13 protein-coding genes, 1 tRNA gene and 5 pseudogenes are annotated in these 17753 nt (G+C 59.0%); 8 read left to right on the top strand and 11 right to left on the bottom strand.

From position 1 onward, the window contains the following. Nucleotide 1: 1 nt before the first annotated feature. Entirely contained in the window at nucleotides 2–958 is a 957-nt protein-coding gene (locus G9X68_RS22625; RefSeq protein WP_171604306.1) for an NAD-dependent epimerase/dehydratase family protein, read from the bottom strand. An 809-nt stretch (nucleotides 959–1767) separates the two neighbouring features. On the opposite strand from G9X68_RS22625, the gene G9X68_RS22620 reads away from it, so the two are divergent. Beyond that, nucleotides 1768–1917 (top strand): hypothetical protein, encoded by a 150-nt coding sequence (locus tag G9X68_RS22620; protein WP_171603940.1) that lies wholly within the window; start codon nucleotides 1768–1770, stop codon nucleotides 1915–1917. 6 nt (nucleotides 1918–1923) lie between these two features. On the opposite strand, the gene G9X68_RS22615 is transcribed toward G9X68_RS22620, so the two are convergent. Continuing rightward, a complete protein-coding gene (locus G9X68_RS22615) occupies nucleotides 1924–3300 on the bottom strand; it encodes a peptidoglycan L,D-endopeptidase MepK (RefSeq protein WP_171604305.1) in 1377 nt (458 codons plus the stop codon). 181 nt (nucleotides 3301–3481) lie between these two features. On the opposite strand from G9X68_RS22615, the pseudogene G9X68_RS22610 reads away from it, so the two are divergent. From G9X68_RS22610 to G9X68_RS22595, 4 genes and pseudogenes are all read left to right on the top strand, one after another. Further along, nucleotides 3482–3712: pseudogene (locus G9X68_RS22610) on the top strand (IS481 family transposase); the annotation flags it as partial. A gap of 159 nt (nucleotides 3713–3871) precedes the next feature. Then, the gene (locus tag G9X68_RS22605) at nucleotides 3872–4321 is read left to right on the top strand and encodes a hypothetical protein (protein ID WP_171604304.1); all 450 of its coding nucleotides are present in this window, start codon (nucleotides 3872–3874) and stop codon (nucleotides 4319–4321) included. A 64-nt stretch (nucleotides 4322–4385) separates the two neighbouring features. Next, a pseudogene (locus G9X68_RS22600) lies at nucleotides 4386–4605 on the top strand (transposase domain-containing protein); the annotation flags it as partial. A gap of 537 nt (nucleotides 4606–5142) precedes the next feature. Then, nucleotides 5143–6332, top strand: a protein-coding gene (locus G9X68_RS22595; protein WP_171604303.1) for an IS3 family transposase whose coding sequence is annotated in 2 segments (ribosomal slippage) — nucleotides 5143–5392 and nucleotides 5392–6332 — 1191 coding nt in all. Because the reading frame shifts where the segments join, the coding sequence is not laid out codon by codon here. A gap of 368 nt (nucleotides 6333–6700) precedes the next feature. On the opposite strand, the pseudogene G9X68_RS22590 reads toward G9X68_RS22595, so the two are convergent. The 3 genes and pseudogenes from G9X68_RS22590 to G9X68_RS22585 all read right to left on the bottom strand — a co-directional run bounded on the left by G9X68_RS22590 (nucleotide 6701) and on the right by G9X68_RS22585 (nucleotide 8402). Continuing rightward, a pseudogene (locus G9X68_RS22590) lies at nucleotides 6701–7309 on the bottom strand (response regulator). A 224-nt stretch (nucleotides 7310–7533) separates the two neighbouring features. Then, a pseudogene (locus G9X68_RS32060) lies at nucleotides 7534–7644 on the bottom strand (BON domain-containing protein); the annotation flags it as partial. A 380-nt stretch (nucleotides 7645–8024) separates the two neighbouring features. Beyond that, on the bottom strand, nucleotides 8025–8402 hold the full coding sequence (locus G9X68_RS22585; protein WP_171604302.1) for a response regulator: 378 nt from the start codon (nucleotides 8400–8402) through the stop codon (nucleotides 8025–8027). Nucleotides 8403–8875: 473 nt separating this feature from the next. Here G9X68_RS22585 and G9X68_RS22580 point away from each other — a divergent pair. Next, nucleotides 8876–10012, top strand: a pseudogene (locus tag G9X68_RS22580) (glycosyltransferase family 2 protein); the annotation flags it as partial. A 60-nt stretch (nucleotides 10013–10072) separates the two neighbouring features. On the opposite strand, the gene G9X68_RS22575 reads toward G9X68_RS22580, so the two are convergent. From G9X68_RS22575 to xylF, 5 genes are all read right to left on the bottom strand, one after another. Continuing rightward, nucleotides 10073–10360 (bottom strand): DUF1236 domain-containing protein, encoded by a 288-nt coding sequence (locus tag G9X68_RS22575; protein ID WP_171604301.1) that lies wholly within the window; start codon nucleotides 10358–10360, stop codon nucleotides 10073–10075. A gap of 253 nt (nucleotides 10361–10613) precedes the next feature. After that, nucleotides 10614–10690: transfer RNA gene (locus tag G9X68_RS22570), tRNA-Arg, on the bottom strand. A 207-nt stretch (nucleotides 10691–10897) separates the two neighbouring features. Continuing rightward, nucleotides 10898–11680: an ATP-binding cassette domain-containing protein gene (locus G9X68_RS22565; RefSeq protein WP_171604300.1), complete on the bottom strand. Its 783-nt coding sequence runs from the start codon at nucleotides 11678–11680 to the stop codon at nucleotides 10898–10900. A 14-nt stretch (nucleotides 11681–11694) separates the two neighbouring features. Then, a complete protein-coding gene (locus G9X68_RS22560; protein ID WP_171604299.1) occupies nucleotides 11695–13008 on the bottom strand; it encodes a sugar ABC transporter permease in 1314 nt (437 codons plus the stop codon). A 263-nt stretch (nucleotides 13009–13271) separates the two neighbouring features. Continuing rightward, nucleotides 13272–14312 (bottom strand): D-xylose ABC transporter substrate-binding protein, encoded by a 1041-nt coding sequence (gene xylF / locus G9X68_RS22555; RefSeq protein ID WP_003542055.1) that lies wholly within the window; start codon nucleotides 14310–14312, stop codon nucleotides 13272–13274. 226 nt (nucleotides 14313–14538) lie between these two features. Between xylF and G9X68_RS22550 the strand changes: the two genes are divergently transcribed. Further along, nucleotides 14539–15789 carry an ROK family transcriptional regulator gene (locus tag G9X68_RS22550; protein WP_171604298.1) on the top strand — a complete coding sequence of 417 codons (1251 nt, stop codon included), beginning with the start codon at nucleotides 14539–14541 and terminating at the stop codon, nucleotides 15787–15789. Between the two features lie 353 nt (nucleotides 15790–16142). On the opposite strand, the gene iolG is transcribed toward G9X68_RS22550, so the two are convergent. Then, on the bottom strand, nucleotides 16143–17135 hold the full coding sequence (gene iolG, locus G9X68_RS22545; protein WP_171604297.1) for an inositol 2-dehydrogenase: 993 nt from the start codon (nucleotides 17133–17135) through the stop codon (nucleotides 16143–16145). A gap of 313 nt (nucleotides 17136–17448) precedes the next feature. Between iolG and G9X68_RS22540 the strand changes: the two genes are divergently transcribed. Further along, complete coding sequence (locus tag G9X68_RS22540; protein ID WP_171604296.1) at nucleotides 17449–17730, top strand: hypothetical protein; 282 nt, start codon at nucleotides 17449–17451, stop codon at nucleotides 17728–17730. Nucleotides 17731–17753: the final 23 nt, after the last annotated feature.

Here is a 17753-nt window from a genome sequence, read left to right as displayed (position 1 = left end):
TTTATTCTGCCGCGTGCGCCTTCATTTGGCCCCTGAACCAATCGAGCGTCATCGCCACGCCCTGCTCGTAGGTGATTTTGCACGACCACTCGGGCATGACATAGTGCGCGTTGGTCAAGTCCGGCCGCCTGTTCGTTGGGTCCTGCGGCGGTGACGGCTCGAAGACGATCGGCACGCCGCCAACGAGTCTGGAGACATATTGCGCGACCTCGAGAACCGAAATCTCGCGATCATTGCCGACGTTCAGAGGCCCTTTGTAGTCGGTTTTATTGATCCAGAAATATCGCGCGAAACCATCGACAATGTCGTCGACATAACCCCAGCTGCGTGACTGCAGGCCGTCGCCGAACACGGTAATCGGGCGGCCTGAAAGCGCCTGGGTGATGAAATTGGAGACCGCGCGCCCATCGTCGGAGCGTGTCCGGGGACCATAGATGTTGAAGGGGCGGACAACTTTGACGTCGAGCCCTTGGGTACGCTGCATCTCGAACAGCAGCGACTCCGTGCACCTTTTGCTCTCGTCGTAGGACGAGCGCGGCCCGGTGCAGTCGACCTGGCCCTTGTAGGATTCCGGCTGCGGCGACACCAGAGGATCGCCATAGACTTCGGAAGAAGAGGTGAAACCGAAACGTCCGCCCTTCTTCAGAAGGTCGAGCAACCGGAATGCCCCAAGAAGATTGGCGGAGATCGTCCTCTTCGGCTCCTTCATGTACCACGGCGGCGATGCGGGCGATGCAAGGTGATAGATTTCGTCGAATTTATCCGAGGTCTGTAGCGTCTCGACGTCGGATTTCACGAAGTGGAAACGGGGGTCCCTGATGTGCGCGATATTTTCGAAAAGCCCGGTCCAGAGGTTGTCGACAACGACCAGCTTCTGAATATCCGTCCTAAGCAAAAGTCGATCACACAAGTGGGATCCGATGAAGCCAGCCCCGCCAGAAATCAATACGCTTTTCATTGCTTCGCGCCTCGTGACTTGAGATTAAGCTACTTGTTTATTAGCATCACCTGTAATGCGTGACAATTGCTTAGAAGAATTCTAAGAAATACTCGCTTATTAATGTTAATCGTTAAATGCAGCACCTTTAAGGTGTTGCTGCCGACGGCGCGCTCGATAACGAGCGGCCGGGCCGGATGCTACAGATGATCGCCGCGCGATCATCACGGCCTGGCCAATCTCGACTATCCGTTCCATCAGACGGCTGCCACCATCTGCAGTTCGATCGAAGGAATCGGGATGGTATCGAGAACCTCTCCGACGAGTTCCCGATACAGAGAGCTGAGGTTGCCTCATCGAAAAGGATGTCGCTCGGTGGAAACGCGGGATCCTTGATGTGTGCTATATTTTCGAAAGGTCGGGTGCAAGGATTGCCAACAACAACCAGTTTCTGGGTATCATTTTCCAAGTAGAAGTCGTCGCATAAATGCGATCCGATGAAGCCGAACCCGTTTCTCACATCATCTCGCCTCGTTACTTGAGAATATATTATTGTTATTACAGCGATCGAACGTTTAGTATGGGCACGAAGTCCGGGGTGGATCGGACTTTGGTCTGAATTTCCGCCTTCGCAGAGACCTTCGTCATCGTCGTTCTATTATCCAAACTATGGCGCCTGCGCTCCTTTCAGGCGCATAGTTAACGCTTTAACACATTGGATCTACATCGCTTTTCCCGAGAATCGATTTCGATTTTCGGGCCGATGCGCAGGCACCGCCTGTAAGGTGCGGCAATTGTTTAGGGGATTCTAAAAATACTGGTCGGCCGCAGTGCGGCTCTCCATTCTAACGCTGCTCGACCACGAAAGGCCTCTGGCATTGGGCGGCGACGCCTGGTTTCTCGGGGACCGCCAACCGGTTCTCACCGTGGTCGTTCTCGCGCGGCTGACCGGCTTCGTGCAGCGCATCAAGCCTCGATGAGTGAGGTCAGCCCTCCGGGGGCGACGCAAACCGGCTCGCATCGAACAGGTCTGTGGCGGCAACCGGAGTGATATCCTGACCTGAGGTCGCGACATCGACCTCACGATGAACCGTGCGGGGAGAAACTCGAGGCGCGTTCAATTCCATCACGTCGCCAGGAGAATGCAGCGCCCATTTCATCAACGCCGCGTCGGACGTCGATCCGAGGAAATTTGCGTCTTCCCAGGAAGCGGTCATCGGCAGGGAGGCGATCATATCAGCGCCCTGTTTAGAGGCCTGGTGCGCAACACGAAGGGGTTCGAAGCGTGCGTGGGCCGGCAATGCAGGCGCCGGTCTCTCCGGAAGCAGTGCAATCGGGCCGATCGATGCCGTCTCCAGCTTGTCGTCCTCGTCCGCCTCGTGCTCGAGGGCGGGCGGGCGCATCGCCGGTATCGGAATCGACAGAGAGGACAGACCCGCAGCGGATGGTTTTTCATCCCGCTCGACCGCACCGGTCTGCAACGAGAGCGCATTCAATGCGCGGCTTTTCGGCGTCGGCAGAAGTGCTGTTACGAGCTTGCTCTCTGTGGTGTCTTTGCGCGACGTGATCGAGGGTCCTGCGTCTTCGTCTTCTCCAGCCGTGCTGGCGATCTGGATCGAGGTGGTGCTGACGCGTTTCCTGTGGTTGGCAACTGCCTGATTGTATCCGGGCAGCGGCCGGCCATCGGCCGGCAGATGCATCGTCTGCCCATTCGGGAATATTCGAGCGAGTTCTTGCCGAGACATGCGGGGCCAGGCCCTGACGTTGCCGACGTCGAGATGCACGAAGGGCGATCCCGAGGTCGGATAATATCCGACACCGCCGACCTGCATCTGCATTGCAAGGGCACGCAGTGTCGAAAGCTTCACGCCGGGAACGTAGAAATCCATCGCCTTGCCCAGCATGTGCTGGCTCTTCTTGGCGACGCCCGTACTGCGCGAGCGGTTGCGGAGCATGTTGTTGGTGCTCGGAGATCGATAGGCGGAGACGATGTGGATATAGTCCTTGCCGCCGCTGCGCTTATACACCTCCCAGACCAGGTCGAGCAGCCGGGGATCCATCCGCGTCGGCTCGTTCCTTCGCCAGTCGCGCAGAAACCGATTGATCTGGGCAAGGCCCTTCGGATCGAACTTTCCGTCCCGCTTGTAGGTAATCGTGGCCCTCTCGCCGGTATGGGTAAAGAACAGCTTCAGGGCGCGATCTTCCGCCGAGGCAAATGATGTGGAACCGACAAGTGCCGGGAGCGCCAACAAAGCTGGGAGAATGGTCTTCGCGACAAACCGTTCCGCACGCGACAGGAGCGTGGCAATTCCGCCCAAGGCTCCGCCCGTTAATCCTTGCACTGGATACTTCAACACGAACAATCCCGCCTACACCAAACACTCGACGACGTGCGGGAACCTCCGCATCCATCACGCTCAGTAAAGCCAGCTTATGGTCAATAAATTCCTAACGAGAGGAAAGTTGGTGAGTTGAGGATGCGGGCCATCACCCGAGGCGAATTGCGCCCCTGCACCCATTCATCGGAGCCAAGCACAAATCCGCTTCCACGAGCGTGACGTACTGGTGACCAATTGCAGCCGCATCTGAATGTACCGCAAGAAGATCAATATCTTCACAGTCATGGCCGGCCAGAGGCTCGACATCGAGGAGGTCGATGACGGCGTTTGGGTCGCCAGCTTCATGCGCTGTGATCTCGGATATATCGATCTGGAGCAGAGGACTTTGCAAACCATCGCCAACCCGTTCGGCAAAAGGTTGTCACCCATGTGTTAGGGACGTTCTGTTACCGATGTCTCCGGTATGGACAGGCAGATTTCCGGAACGATGCGGCGGACTCGAATACCCGACAATTAAGTCGCCGTTGCTCGCCCAGGCGACACCCAGTAGTCTCGCCGTCTCACCGACATATCGGCAGTGGCACGCAGCGATTCCATGGCAATTCTCTTCAAAACAACAATCAGCGAAAACTCGGCTTTCGAGACGATCGAACGGTCACTGTCAGGCGCTTACCAATATGACGGTTATCTCCATGTCGTTAGCGATGCGGGCGAGACGGCATTGTCTTGGGGTCCGGCAATGCATGCCGAAGAGTTCAAGGCAGAGGTCAGCCAAATCCTGCGGCAGACTTGGGATGCGGCCCGTTTCTGGGTCATCTATGAGCGCCGCGAAGACCGGAGGGATCCGGAAGGAACTGACATCCGTAACGCGGCTTTCCGCCTGACGCGCGGATACAGCGGCGTTATCGTTGTCACGCTCAGCCTCCTTGGGAAGCGCGACAGCGCCAACGACTTGGAGCTCGTCTTCGTCTGCTTCGAGCAGGATTTTCACAGGAGGAATTTTCGCGTGCGCTACGAGGGTAAGCCGATACCAGACCAGGATTGATGCCGCTCGAAGACGTGTTGCTCACGTGCGCGACCGTTCTAGGTTCGATTTGAAGGCGAGGGCAGGGCAGGAGAACTGGGCGACCATCGCTTCGCTCATCGAGACCTGCAAATTCAACGCCGTCGATCCGCAGACCTATCCGACCGCCACGCTCACTGCCATCGGCAATGGTCACAAGCAGAGCCGTATCGATGAGTTTTTTGCCGTGGAGCTGTCCAGCGGCTTACGCGCGCCCGTGGGGCTGCCCGGAGCCCAAAGTCATCGTTAATTCCCGTCGGATATAGAAAGGTAATTGGAAAGCAGCCGGCGCACATGCAACTGACCAATGACATCGCCCCCTGGATGTTGCTGTGCCGAGATTTAAGAGGGATTCCCGAAAACGAGTTTGAAAAGGGTGCTCCGGATCAGGGGCAGACACCCTTTTCGTGCTGAGTTTTGTAGTCTCAGCGGAACGGAAATTAGCAGAGAGATTGCTGTCTACCATCGGACCGAAGTCCGACTTACTCGCAATAATTCGTCGGGGCAAAGATTTATCGAGTGGGCAATCCAGCCGAAGTCGGGAGCCGACGTAGCCCGAGCAATGATTGCCGTGTTGCGTTTCACCTCACCGTAGCGACAGCGACCAGCAAAAGAGGTACGGTACCCAGCGCCGATCGTCCGCTTCGATAGTTGCAGGAGGCGGCAGGAGCGTTCTACGCCGACCGTGCGAGCAGCGCTCTTCGTGATTGTAGTTATCGGGGCCGAACTTCATATTCTCTGACCTTGCCCCGTTGAAATAATCCATTTTGAAGTAAGCTCTGGCCCATTGAGAGGACCAGAGAATGAAGCGCAACCGTTTCACAGACGAACAGATCATCGGCATTCTGAAGGAGCACGAGGCGGGCACGCCGGTCTCGGAGCTTTGCCGCAAGCACGGCGTCAGCGATGCCAGCATCTATAAATGGAAAGCCAAGTTCGGCGGCATGGAGGTGTCGGAAGCCAAGCGGCTGAAGGCGCTGGAGGACGAAAACACGAAGCTGAAGCGGCTTCTGGCGGATGCCATGCTCGATAATGCTGCTTTGAAAGACCTTTTGGGAAAGAAGTGGTGACGCCCGCAGCAAAGCGGAAAGCTGTTGCGCATCTGATGAACGAACATGGGATGAGCGAACGGCGGGCGTGTAAAGCCATCGGTTATTGCCGCATGACGATCCGTTACGAAACTAGCCGCGACGACGATCATGGCCTTCGCGAGCGCATGAAGGCGCTGGCGCATGAACGCCGCCGCTTCGGCTATCGACGCCTTCATGTGCTGCTTAGGCGTGAGGGCCACATTGTGAACCACAAGAAGCTCTTCCGGCTCTATCGGGAGGAGAAGCTGACGGTGCGCAAACGCGGCGGTCGCAAGCGCGCGATCGGCACACGAGCACCGATGCTGATCCCGCTTTCCGCCAATGATCGTTGGTCGCTGGACTTTGTGTCGGATCAACTCACCGATGGACGCAGGTTCCGGGTTCTGACGGTCGTGGATGACTGCACCAGGGAATGCCTGGCTCTCGTTGCCGATACATCGCTTTCCGGCCTGCGGGTCGCCCGTGAGCTGGATCGGATTATCGAGGCACGTGGCAAGCCCAGGATGATCGTCAGCGACAACGGCAGCGAATTCACCAGCAACGCCATCCTGCAATGGACGGATCGGGGCAAGGTGGATTGGCATTACATTGCGCTTGGCAAGCCGATCCAGAACGCCTTCATCGAAAGCTTCAACGGGCGGCTGCGCGACGAGTTATTGAACGAGACGCTCTTCTCGTCATTGCCTCAAGCTCGATCAGCTCTTTCAAACTGGCGCATGGATTACAATGATCACCGGCCGCACTCGGGGATCGGCTGGATGACACCTGCCGAATTCGCTCAGACCATCAACCCGCGACGTGCTGCGGTGCTGCGCAGCCGGAAAGGCTCCGCACCGCAACCCGCCGCTACCGTCCCAAATACCGCAACCCAAAACCGCCGGAGCGAACTCAAAACTGGATAAAACTTGGGGGCAAGGCCATCTCCTCCTGTCCCGCCCCTCCACGGATCTTCACGTTACCTCGCAAGTGATATGAGCAGCGTGTCCTGACGTCGCCAGCCGGACTTAAGTCCGGCTTTCCCTCGGCACGATCCGGCTTAGACTCTCCTGATCCTGCAAGGACGTCAGGCTCATGATCCTTGCAAGGACGTCAGGGAGGTTTTAGCATGTTGCCCAACTCCAGTCAGAACCTCCCTGATGACTCCCAACGCCGCTATAAATGCGGAATGCTTTGCGCTTGTAGGACACGGATAGAAATCCGAACGGTCGGCGACCTCGAATCCTTGGCGATCAGCCCGTGCGCCTTCAGTTCCGTAGCTACGCTACCTCCGCTAGGCGCCCTGGCGCCATCTGATTGCTGCTTCCGTTCGATTGGTGGCGCCAAGCTTGAACAGTATTTCGGTCATGTGATGCTTGATCGTTTCTCCTGGAGGTCCAGGCGGCGCGCAATATGCTTGTTTGAAAGTCCTTCTGCTACCAATTCTATCACCTCGGTTTCGCGGCCGGTGAGTAAAGCCGGTCTGTCGAGAAGACCTTGTTCGACCTTGGCGCGCATGGTCGGCGAGATGTACCTCGAGCCTCCAACGACCGTTCGAATGGCCCCAGCAAGACCGCGTGATCCGATACCCTTGACGACGTATGCGGCTGCGCCTCGTCGCAGCGTCGCGATAAGGGTGTCGACTTCCTCCGAGGCGGTCAGCATCAGGACCTTTGTCTGGGGCTTCGCGCCACGATTTCGGAAATCACATCGATACCTCCTCCGGGCATGGATACATCGAGCAGAAGGACGTCAGGCATATGGGACGCCGCCAGCGCGGCAGCGTCATCGGCGCCTGCCCTTCTCCGACAACGACGAAATCCTTGATTTCGGACAGACTGCGGCTCACCCCTTCTCGAAAAAGAGGGTGGTCGTCCACAATCGCTATCTTAATGGCTGTCAAGCTGCACTCTCCGTCTCCTCGGGCTGAAGAATAGCCATCCGCGATCCATCGGCTGGCTATTCGATAGAGACATGGCAAGCGTGTGGAAAACGTCCAGAGAGACACTATAGGAGCGACTGAACACTTTTAGTTAGGCCAGTGCAATATCGTGATTTTGCCGCCCGCGGGTTCCACGTGGTTCGTGGCCTCGGCGAAACGACATGGTAATGCCGGTTCAGATATCTGATCTCGTGATCAGCGGAAAGGGCCGCTTCGATCGTCGCGATGGTCGAGGCTGAGCTATGGCCTTGGAAGCAGCACTCTTCATGGCTGGCGTTGTCGGAACCGAACTTCATATCGTCCTCCTGTTCCGTCCCTCCACGGAGCTTCAATTACTTCAATCCTACCATGAGAAGCAGGTCCTGGAGCGCCAATCAGACTTAGGTCCGTCTTCCCCTCGGCGCTATCTCGCTTAAATTTCCTCATCCTTGTTGAGAGGACACCAGGGAGGTTTTAGCGATGTTGCTGTATCCAGTCAGAACCTCCCTGGTGAAGCGCTGTCGATCCATGTCGGGCGTCGTGGGGAGTTCCCGAGGGTAGCATTCCTTGAAAAATTCGAGCACAGCCGCTTCATACGATTGCGGAGTGGGCAGGTGAATCTCCTGACCGACAATAGGAATAGCGTCGGCAGCATTGGGTTTGGGTGGAGGAAGCCGATCAACGGCGCCTCAAGCGTTCAGGAGAAGGTGGGCCTGCTCGCGACGCGATGCGTTCTTGCGTTCTTGGCTGCCATGGACAACGCGTCCACTATTCTTTCGGGGCTCGCCGGTTTGGTGACGACAGCTCGGCCCTGCGGGTTTTCGATAAGGCCGGGGTTCACGGTGAAATACACCACACCAAGTCCGAACCCGGAAAAGAGGGCGCGGGCAATGGACGGCCCGGTGAGTCCATCCCCAAGCCGGACGTCGATGATGGCGATGTCCGCTTCGGAGCCGAGCTCCAGAGCCTCTGACATGTTCCCCGCGATGCCAATGATTTCGAATCCGGCGTCGATCGCGACGTCCTCGATCACCAGAGCGATTCCCGGTTCGTCTTCGACGATGAGCAGACGCATGTTCGTCTCCAGGGCGGCTACAAAATCGGCGCGGCGCTCTCTGGCGTCGCCAATCGAAAACATTCCCCCGCTACAAGCCGTTCCACGTGTAGGACTTCAGTCTCAAGCATACCCAACTAAGGTCCGAGATCCGGATGCCTCACCGAGGTTGGGCGCCGGCCCCTGTGCGCGACCCGCGCGAACGAAGTGTCGGAGGACCAGATCTTGACGCCTGGCCTGGAACTCCAAGGTTCGCCAACGTGCGGCTGACATATCTACACTCTTCCACGAAAGTAGAGGGTCTACGTCAGACCAAAGTCCGTTTGCGCCCGCAGAACAAAGCTAGAGTGTAGGCTTGTTGACGGCGTTCCAACAATGTCGGCGGCTGGGATTTGCCCGCCCCGAATTGAATGTACGAAAACGGCAGAAATCAAAAAGCAGTCCCTTCACCTGTACGAAAGTATCTTTCTGGATGACGTGGCGAGAGATCTGCAATGCATTCATATAAAGATGAGGATCGACCAGACACATTTCATTCTGACCAGCCTCTGGTCTCGGTAGTCATCCCGGCCTTCAATGCTTCCACTTACATTGAGCGCACGCTTCGGTCCGCTATGCGACAGACCTACGCCGCCCTGGAGATTGTCGTTGTCAACGACGGTTCCACGGACGACACGGCAAAACTCGTCGAGCAGATAGCGACGTCAGACTCACGGATCCGCCTCCTGTCCACCCCCAACCGCGGTGTCGCCGCCGCAAGGAATACTGGGATCGAGGCATCATCAGGTCGATTCGTGGCATTCCTTGATGCGGACGATCTCTGGCACCCAACGAAAATCGAAAAGCAGGTGAACGCTCTCGAGCGGTTGCCCGCGCACTGGGCTGCGGTCTATACGCTGCATTACATCATCAATGACGACGACGAGATCATTCGCCCTGGCAGTTCCGATGTTGCAAGAGGATATATCTATGCCCGGCATCTGAATGTTAAGTATATAGGGAATGGAAGCGCGCTTCTCGTCCGGCGTGACGTCGCGCTTGCGATAGGTGGGTTTGATAGCTCATATGCAGCAGCCGGCATTGGAGGCTGCGAAGACCTCGATTTCGAGCTCAAGCTAGCCGCACGCTACTTCATCGAAGTCGTTCCCGAACGGCTGGTGGGATATCGAAAGCATCCAGGCAGCATGTCTTCCGATCATCTGCGAATGGGTAAAAGTGCTTTGGAAGTCGTCCGGCGTTCCCTGGCCGCAAATCCGCAAGTCCCCCGATACGCGATCGGAAGTGCAATCGACGCCACGCAGAAATATGCGTTTTGGGAATTCCGACAAGCTCGGAGAACGTATCTGTCACTCGTGACCATTGGGGTGATTTTCCGAAGCGACCCCTGTTTCGTGGTTCGGCTTGTACTCGAGAAGGGTCTGCGCGGAATACAACACTGTCTTCGTCTCGGGACGACCACAGCAAACCGTGAAGATCAGCCGCGAATGAAGAGGTTGAAATTCGACGATCATATTGCTCCTTCGCGTCTCGAATGCCCAAAGGAGACCCCGCGATTACGACGTCATCTGATGCGGCTGGCTGCGGTGGATGCCAAGCTGAATTCAGCCCTCGCTCCCCGAGCGAACGGGCACCTGAGGCGGACGGAGGAGAGGAATCGCGGGCCTTGGAAGCAGGCCCGCGATGCTTTCAATTTATTGGACGACCTCAATCACCGTGCGGGTCTTCGGATTGACGAGCACACGTTTTTTGTTGACGACTACATAACCGTAATCAGGTTGATCGGGGATCGTGTGGATCTCGACCGTGTCAGGAAGCGCCGTACCGACTGCGACGTCACCTTCAAAGGTGACGGATGGCGTTTCCTGTTTTAGGACATAGGTCTTGACCTCGCCAGGAACGACGACCGTCGCCGTCTGCGCGACCGCCGCTCCTCCGAGTGACAGAAACAGCGCTACCGCAGAGATGACCAGTGTTTTCATGTTGTTATCCTCCCAGGATTTTGAGTGTCCCGGTAAACGCCACCGATAAGATATAGTTCCTCCGCTACACGGAATGCCTGTGTCCCAGCGCGTTATTCCGACGGTAAAGGCATATTTCCGAATGGTGCCGCAGGCCACGACGTTAGGCGCAAAGCTATCGCGGAGAATCTATCAGACCAGGGGTTCCAAAGCGCAAACCTAGGGGGCCTCACCATAAACCGTAACCATGTGTCCAGAACGGACCTAATGAAAATGGCGCACCCGACAGGATTCGAACCTGTGACCTTTGGAATCGGAATCCAACACTCTATCCAGCTGAGCTACGGGTGCATGCCTGAGGCGGTTTGAATCGCCTGTCCGATGGGTGGTTCTTAGCCTAGCTTGCGGCCGGCTTCAATCGCGAAATTCTCAGAAATACGGGTGCTTGCGCTTTGCAGGGTGTTTTTATCCATCAGCCCCGAGGACCGTTGCATAGAAAACTCCGCCGGCCTTGCGAGCGGCGGAGTGTTGTTGTCGCGGGCTGTTGCCTTGCGGCGGTCAGATCTGCATGGCGCCGGGGCCGGGGATCGCTTTTGGCGGCACCTTGCCGAGGATGATCATGCCGAGGACTTCGTCCTTGGTCACATCCTCGGTACGGGCGTGGCCGACGACCTGGCCGTTTTTCATCACCGAGACGCGGTCGGCGAGGTCGAAGACGTCGTGGATGTCGTGGCTGATGAGGAAGATGCCGATGCCTTCCTTCTTCAGCTGCTTGATCAGCTCGCCGACCTGCGCCGTCTCCTGGGGGCCGAGCGCTGCCGTCGGCTCGTCCATGATCAGGATGCGGGCGTTGAAGAGGATGGCGCGCGCGATCGCCACCGACTGCCGCTGGCCGCCCGAGAGCGCCTTCACCGGCTCCTTGAAGCGCTTGAAGTTGGGGTTGAGGCGCCCCATCACCTCGCGGGCCGAGGCTTCCATCGCGACGTCGTCGAGCGTGCCCCAGCGGGTCTTCAGCTCGCGGCCGAGAAAGAGGTTGGCGGCGGCGTCGACATTATCGGCGACGGCGAGCGTCTGGTAGATCGTCTCGATCCCGTATTTCTTGGCATCGCGCGGATTGCGGATGTCGGCCGGCTCGCCGTTGATCAGGATCTCGCCGCCATCGCGCTTGTAGGCGCCGGAGAGGATTTTGATCAGCGTCGATTTGCCGGCGCCGTTGTGGCCGAGCAGGGCCACGACTTCGCCCGGGTAGAGATCCACAGAGGCGTTGTCCACGGCGTGAATGCCGCCGAAGGAGATCGAGATGTTTTTCAGTTCCACGAGGGGAGTGCGTTGATCAGCCATGTTTCGGGCTCCTCTCACTTGGCACGGGAGCGATAGACGGTGTCGAGCCAGACCGCCACGACGAGGACGGTGCCGACGACGACGCTCTGCAGCGGCGTATCGACATGCGCCAGCACCATGCCCGACTGCAGCGACTGCATGACGAGCGCGCCAAGCATGGCGCCGGCGATGGTGCCGGTGCCGCCCGCCAGCGACGTTCCGCCGATGACGGCGGCGGCGATGGTGTAGAGCTCGTCGAGCGTACCCTGCGAGTTTGTCGCGGCATTGAGGCGGGCGGTGGAGATTGCCGCTGCAATGGCGGCCAGAATGCCCATCAGCGCGAAGATGCGCACGGTCACCCAGCGGGTCTTGATGCCGGCGAGTTCGGCCGCTTCGGGGTTGCCGCCAATCGCGAAGACGTAGCGGCCGAAGCGCAGCCGTGTCGCGATGAAGGTCATGATGATGCCGACGACGATGGCGATCAGCACCGGCACGGCGATGCCGTAGGGGATATCCAGGCCGGTTTCGGGCCAGGGAATATTGTTGGTCTCGGCATATTTCTTGGCGATGTTGATCGGCCAGTAATAGCTGTTGGCGATCCAGACCGCGCCGAGGATGAGCACGCAGCTCAGGACGGCGAGGAAATATTCAGCCCACATCGGCCGGCGCGGGAAACCGAAGCGGCGGCGCTGCCGGCGCGAGCCGACGATGCTGCCGATGACGAAGAGGCAGGCGCAGATGCCGACGATCCAGCTCCAGGTGGCGCCGATCGAGCCCTCGGCGCCGCCGCCCATGATGCGGAAGGTCTGGTCCATCGGGGCAACCGTCTGGCCGCTGGTGACAAGCCAGGTGGCGCCGCGCCAGACGAGCAGGCCGCCGAGCGTGACGATGAAGGAGGGAACGTTGAGGAAGGCGATGATGATGCCCTGGAAGGCGCCGATCAGGCAGCCTGCCGCCAATCCGACCAGCAGCGTGATCGCCCAGGTGAAGGGGCTGTCGAAGCCGATATATTCCGGCAGGATCTTGGCCTGAGTCACGCCCATGATCATGCCGCAGAGGCCGAGCACGGAACCGACCGACAGGTCGATGTTGCGAGTGACGATGATCAGCACCATGCCCGTCGTCATGACGGCGATATCGGTCGTCTGGACCGAGAGGTTCCAGAGATTGCGCGGGGTCAGGAAGAGGCCGCCGGTGATGATGTGGAAACCGATCCAGATGATGATCAGCGCACCGATCATGCCGAGCAGACGCGTGTCGATCTCGGTGGCGCGGAAGAAGCGGGTCACCGGATTGGCTTCCGCCGCTCGCGGTCCGCTTGATGTTGTGGATTTTACCATTTCGGCCATGGGTTTGCCGTTCCCCCACTTTGTTTGGACGGATGCCGCGGCGTGCGAGAGACTGCCATCGGCGTCATGCGTCTGTTCTTCAACTCACCATCGCGATGCTTGCGGAAACCGGTCGCGTGGCGTCGCGACAACCTTCCGGCAGGGAATGAAAACCCGCGATGGTGCGGCGAGGCAGAGAAAACTTCGTCGTTGGAGTTCTCATCCGCATCCGGCGCCGCAGCGGTGTTCCGCTGCGGCGCCGGCAATTTCAATTCAGCCCTGGCTTACTTGCAGGCAGCGACGCTGTCGGCCTTGACGCCCTGGCACGCTTCCGCCTTGGAGATCCAGCCGGCGTCGATGACGACGTTCAGATTGTCCTTGGTGATCGCAAGCGGCTTCAAGAAGACCGACTGCATTTCAACGCCCTTCGGGCCGCCCTTGAAAGCCTGGGCGCCGTCGATCTTGCTCATGTCCTTGCCGCCGGCGAGGTCGAGAGCGATTTCAGCGGCGCGCTGGCCGAGTTCTCGGCTGTCCTTCCAGACGGAAACCGTCTGCGTGCCGAGAGCGATGCGGTTGAGGGCTGCCTTGTCACCATCCTGGCCGGAAACCGGAACGGAGCCGGCGAGGCCCTGTGCGTCGAGAGCAGCGATCGCGCCACCGGCGGTGCCGTCATTCGAGGCGACGACGGCGTCAACCTTGTTGTTGTTGGCGGTCAGGAACTGCTCCATGTTGCGCTGAGCGTTCTCCGGCAGCCAGCCGTCGGTATAGGCTTCGCCGACGTTCTTGATCTTGCCGGCGTCGATAGCGGCCTTCAGCACTTCCTGCTGGCCCGAGAACAGGAAGTCGGCATTCGGATCGGAAGACGAGCCCTTGATGAAGACGTAGTTGCCTTCCGGCTTGGCCTTGAAGACGCCTTCAGCCTGCAGGCGGCCGACTTCCTTGTTGTCGAAGGTGATGTAGAAGGCAGCCGGGTTTTCGATCAGGCGGTCATAGCCGACGACCGGGATGCCTTCAGCAGCGGCCTTTTCGATCGCCGGGCCGATTGCGTCGGAATCCTGGGCGAGAATGATCAGCGCGTTGGCGCCCTGCGAGATCAGCGATTCGACGTCGGTAAGCTGCTTTGCGGCAGAAGACTGCGCGTCAGCGGAAATATACTTGGCGCCCTTGGCTTCGAGAGCCTTCTTGATGGCGGCTTCGTCCGTCTTCCAGCGCTCTTCCTGGAAATTCGACCAGGAAACACCGACGACGAGATCGGCAGCCATGGCAGCGGTATGCACGGAAACGAGGATGGCAGCACCGGCCATCAATTTCAAAATAGACTTCATAATGTCCTCCCGAGTGGATTGCGACCGGCCCAGCCCATGCTTCCTCCGGCCACCGCGAATAGCTGTCGAGAAAGGTTCGGATTTTTTTCTCGACAGTCGAGAAATTTAGTGTCAGAGATTTTTTCAACTGTCAACACTGCACTGCCGGCTTAATTCGCTTGCGGAACGGCGGCCGGAGATGCAGTGAAAACCGGGGTAGGATAAGCAGGAGGAGAGGGCGGCATTCATGCTGACCAAGTCGAGCACGGAGCTGGTCCGGCAGAGAAACAGCGTGCTCGTGCTGTCCGTGCTGCGCCGCCACGGTGCGCTCGCCCATACCGAAATATCCGATTCCACAGGGCTGTCATCGGCCACCATCTCGGCGATCACCACTGAGCTGGAAAAAGCCCAGATCATCGAAAAATCGGAACAGCAGCCGGCAAGCGGCCGCGGCCGGCCGCGTGTGCTGCTGCGCCAGCGGCGCGATTGCGGCTATCTCATCGTCGTCATCATTTCTTCGGATGCGGTTCAATATTCGCTGGTCGATTATGCCGGCAAGCTGATCGACCGCTTCAGCGAGGAGCGTTCGCATGATCCGTCAGGCGCCGTCCGCTTCGTGGCGGCGGTGCGGGCCGGGCTTTCGCGTGTTCTCGATCGTTCGAAAATCCGCCAAGAAAAGGTGCTGCTGATCTCGATCAGCAGCAAGGGGCTGGTCAATTCCACCGAGCCGGTTCTCGTCTGGTCGCCGATCTTCGGCAGCGACCAGATCGATTTCGAATCAGCGCTCCGGCCGGAATGGCAGGCCAAGGTGATCCTCGACAACGAGACGCTGCTGGTCGCGGCAGCACTCGGCGCGCGTGAAGAGATCGTGAAGGGCGCCGATTTCCGCGCGCTCGCAGCCCTTTCGCTCGGCCACAGCGTCGGGCTCGGAATCGTCAGGCGCGGGAACCAGACAGGCCAGGAGATATCGGCGCCCAATTTCGGGCACATGCTGCACATGGCCAATGGCGGGCTCTGCCGCTGCGGCACGCGCGGCTGCATCGAGGCTTATGCCGGTTTCTACGCGATCCTGCGCAGCGCCTTCGAAGTGCCGCTCGATACGATTCCGGCAAAGTTCGTGCCGGTGGCGGAACTCGACAAGATCGCCGCAAAGGCCCGCCAGGGCCATCGCGTCCCCGCCTTCGCCTTTCGCCAGGCGGGGCTGGCGCTCGGCAATGGCCTGTCGCGCATGCTGAGCCTGACGGAGCGCATGCCGATCGCCATCACCGGGCCGGGCACGCGCTATTACGACCTTCTTCGGCAAGGGATCGAAGAAGGTCTGGGGCAGTCGCATATCGTGCGCATGGAAGGCATGCCCGAGATCAGGGTGGTGGCCGACGAGCAGATCCTCGTCTTCGAAGGACATCTGAACCGGGCGCTGTCGGTGATCGACGAGGATATCGTTCTCTCGGGTGTTCAGGGAATCCAGGCATCGACGATTATTCAGGAATCGGGTTGAGGGTTTCTTTCAATCGACGTCTGGTGATTGCAGCAGCAACCGGCCAGTCGGTAGTATGCGACTTTGAGGGGTGTGCCGTGCCAGCCCCCCTCTGGCCTGCCGGCCATCTCCCCCACAGGTGGGGAGATCACAAGTGGCCTACCTTCCTGCTCATCTATCGTTTTGCTGTGTTGCGACGCTGATTGTTTGGGGAAGCCGGTGCAGCCAGCCAATCTCCCCACCTGTGGGGGAGATGGCCGGCAGGCCAGAGGGGGGCGTCGCGGCACACCGTTCACCAAAGGATCTCTGAAACGCGAAATGGCCGGGCAGGAGCCCGGCCATCTCATGCATGGCTTCCGGTCGGGAGAGGGCAGTCAGCCGATCTTGATAAGCTTGCCTTCCTTGACGGACTGGACCGCGGCATCGGCGAGTGCCAGCGCTGCGAGACCATCGGCGCCTGATGGAGAGATCTTGGTGCCCTTTTCGATCGCGGCGATGAAGCCGGCAATCTCGTTGGCATAGGCTTCGGTATAACGGGTCATGAAGAAATCATGCAGCGGCGGGCGGGTATAGCCATCGCCGTTTGCGACCTCGATCGAAACAGGGCGCTGGTTTTCGGCCGAGACCAGGCCCTCGGAACCATGGACCTCGATGCGCTGGTCATAGCCGTAGGTGGCGCGGCGGGAGTTCGAGATGACGGCCTGCTTGCCGGATTTCGTCTGCAGGATCACCGAGACACTGTCATAGTCGCCGGCTTCGCCGATCGCTTTGTCGACGAGCACGGCGGCGGTCGCCAGCACCGAGACCGGCTCCTCGCCGAGCAGGAAGCGGGCCATGTCGAAATCGTGGATCGTCATGTCGCGGAAGATGCCGCCCGAGCGCTTGATGTAATCCACGGGCGGGGCGCCGGGATCGCGCGAGGTGATCGTCACCATCTCGACATCGCCGATCTTGCCTTCGTCGATGACTTTGCGCACTGCCATGAAATGCGGGTCGAAGCGGCGGTTGAAGCCGACCATCAGCTTGGCGCCGGTCTCTTCCACCACCTTGATGCAGGCCTTGACGCGGGCGACGTCGAGATCGATCGGCTTTTCGCAGAAGATCGCCTTGCCGGCGCGGGCGAAGCGCTCGATCAGGTCGGCATGGGTATCCGTCGGCGTGCAGATGACGACGGCGTCGATATCCTTGGCTGCCTCGATCGCCTCGATGGTGCGGACCTCGCAGCCATAGGCGGAGGCGATTGCTTCAGCTGCCTGCGGAAAGGCGTCTGCGACCGCGACGAGCGTCGCATTGGCATCGCCGCTGACGGCTTTTGCATGGACCTTACCGATGCGGCCGGCGCCGAGCAGACCAAATCTCACTGTCATTCTAACCTCCCTTGAATTCGGAACAAATAAACCGAATTGCTAAAATTCTGGAATTTTCATTCCATCTTCTGTGGACCGCGTCAAGCCCGCGGATCTTTCACATTTGCAAGATTCGAACCAGAGCCCTTCCTGGTCGGATTGAAGTATTCTGCCGGAGCAGGTTTTGGCCTGAGCAGAGCCGATCGCCTCTGACCTGGCGGAAAGATGCCCGGCCTTTCAGCCAAGAGAATACTTTAATCTGACCAGGAAAAGCTCTAGAGACAATCGCGGCACGGGCCGAAGGCAGTGCGACAAATGCGACCGCGGGGCAGGAATGCAACTCATCGATCCGAACCATCCGGCATATCGTCATCTTTGGGTGCGAATTGCCATCGTCGCCGTCTGCTTCGGCTGGGCCGCGGTCGAGTTCACCACCGGCGATCCGTTCTGGGGCGTGCTCGCGGGCGGGGCGGGCGCCTATTCCTTCTATATATTGTTCTGGACCTTCAAGCCGCAGCCGCCGGAGACGGCGGCAGTCGTCACACCCGATGACACGGACGGGGACGAGCCGGCAGCAGACGAAGAGAAGAAAGCCGAAGAGAAGAAGGCTGAATAATCGAAGCGTGCCGCGATCTTTCC

Source organism: Rhizobium changzhiense (genome assembly GCF_013087625.1).
GTDB classification, from domain to species: Bacteria; Pseudomonadota; Alphaproteobacteria; order Rhizobiales; family Rhizobiaceae; genus Rhizobium; species Rhizobium sophorae.
This window is presented reverse-complemented; position numbering and strand designations above follow the sequence as displayed.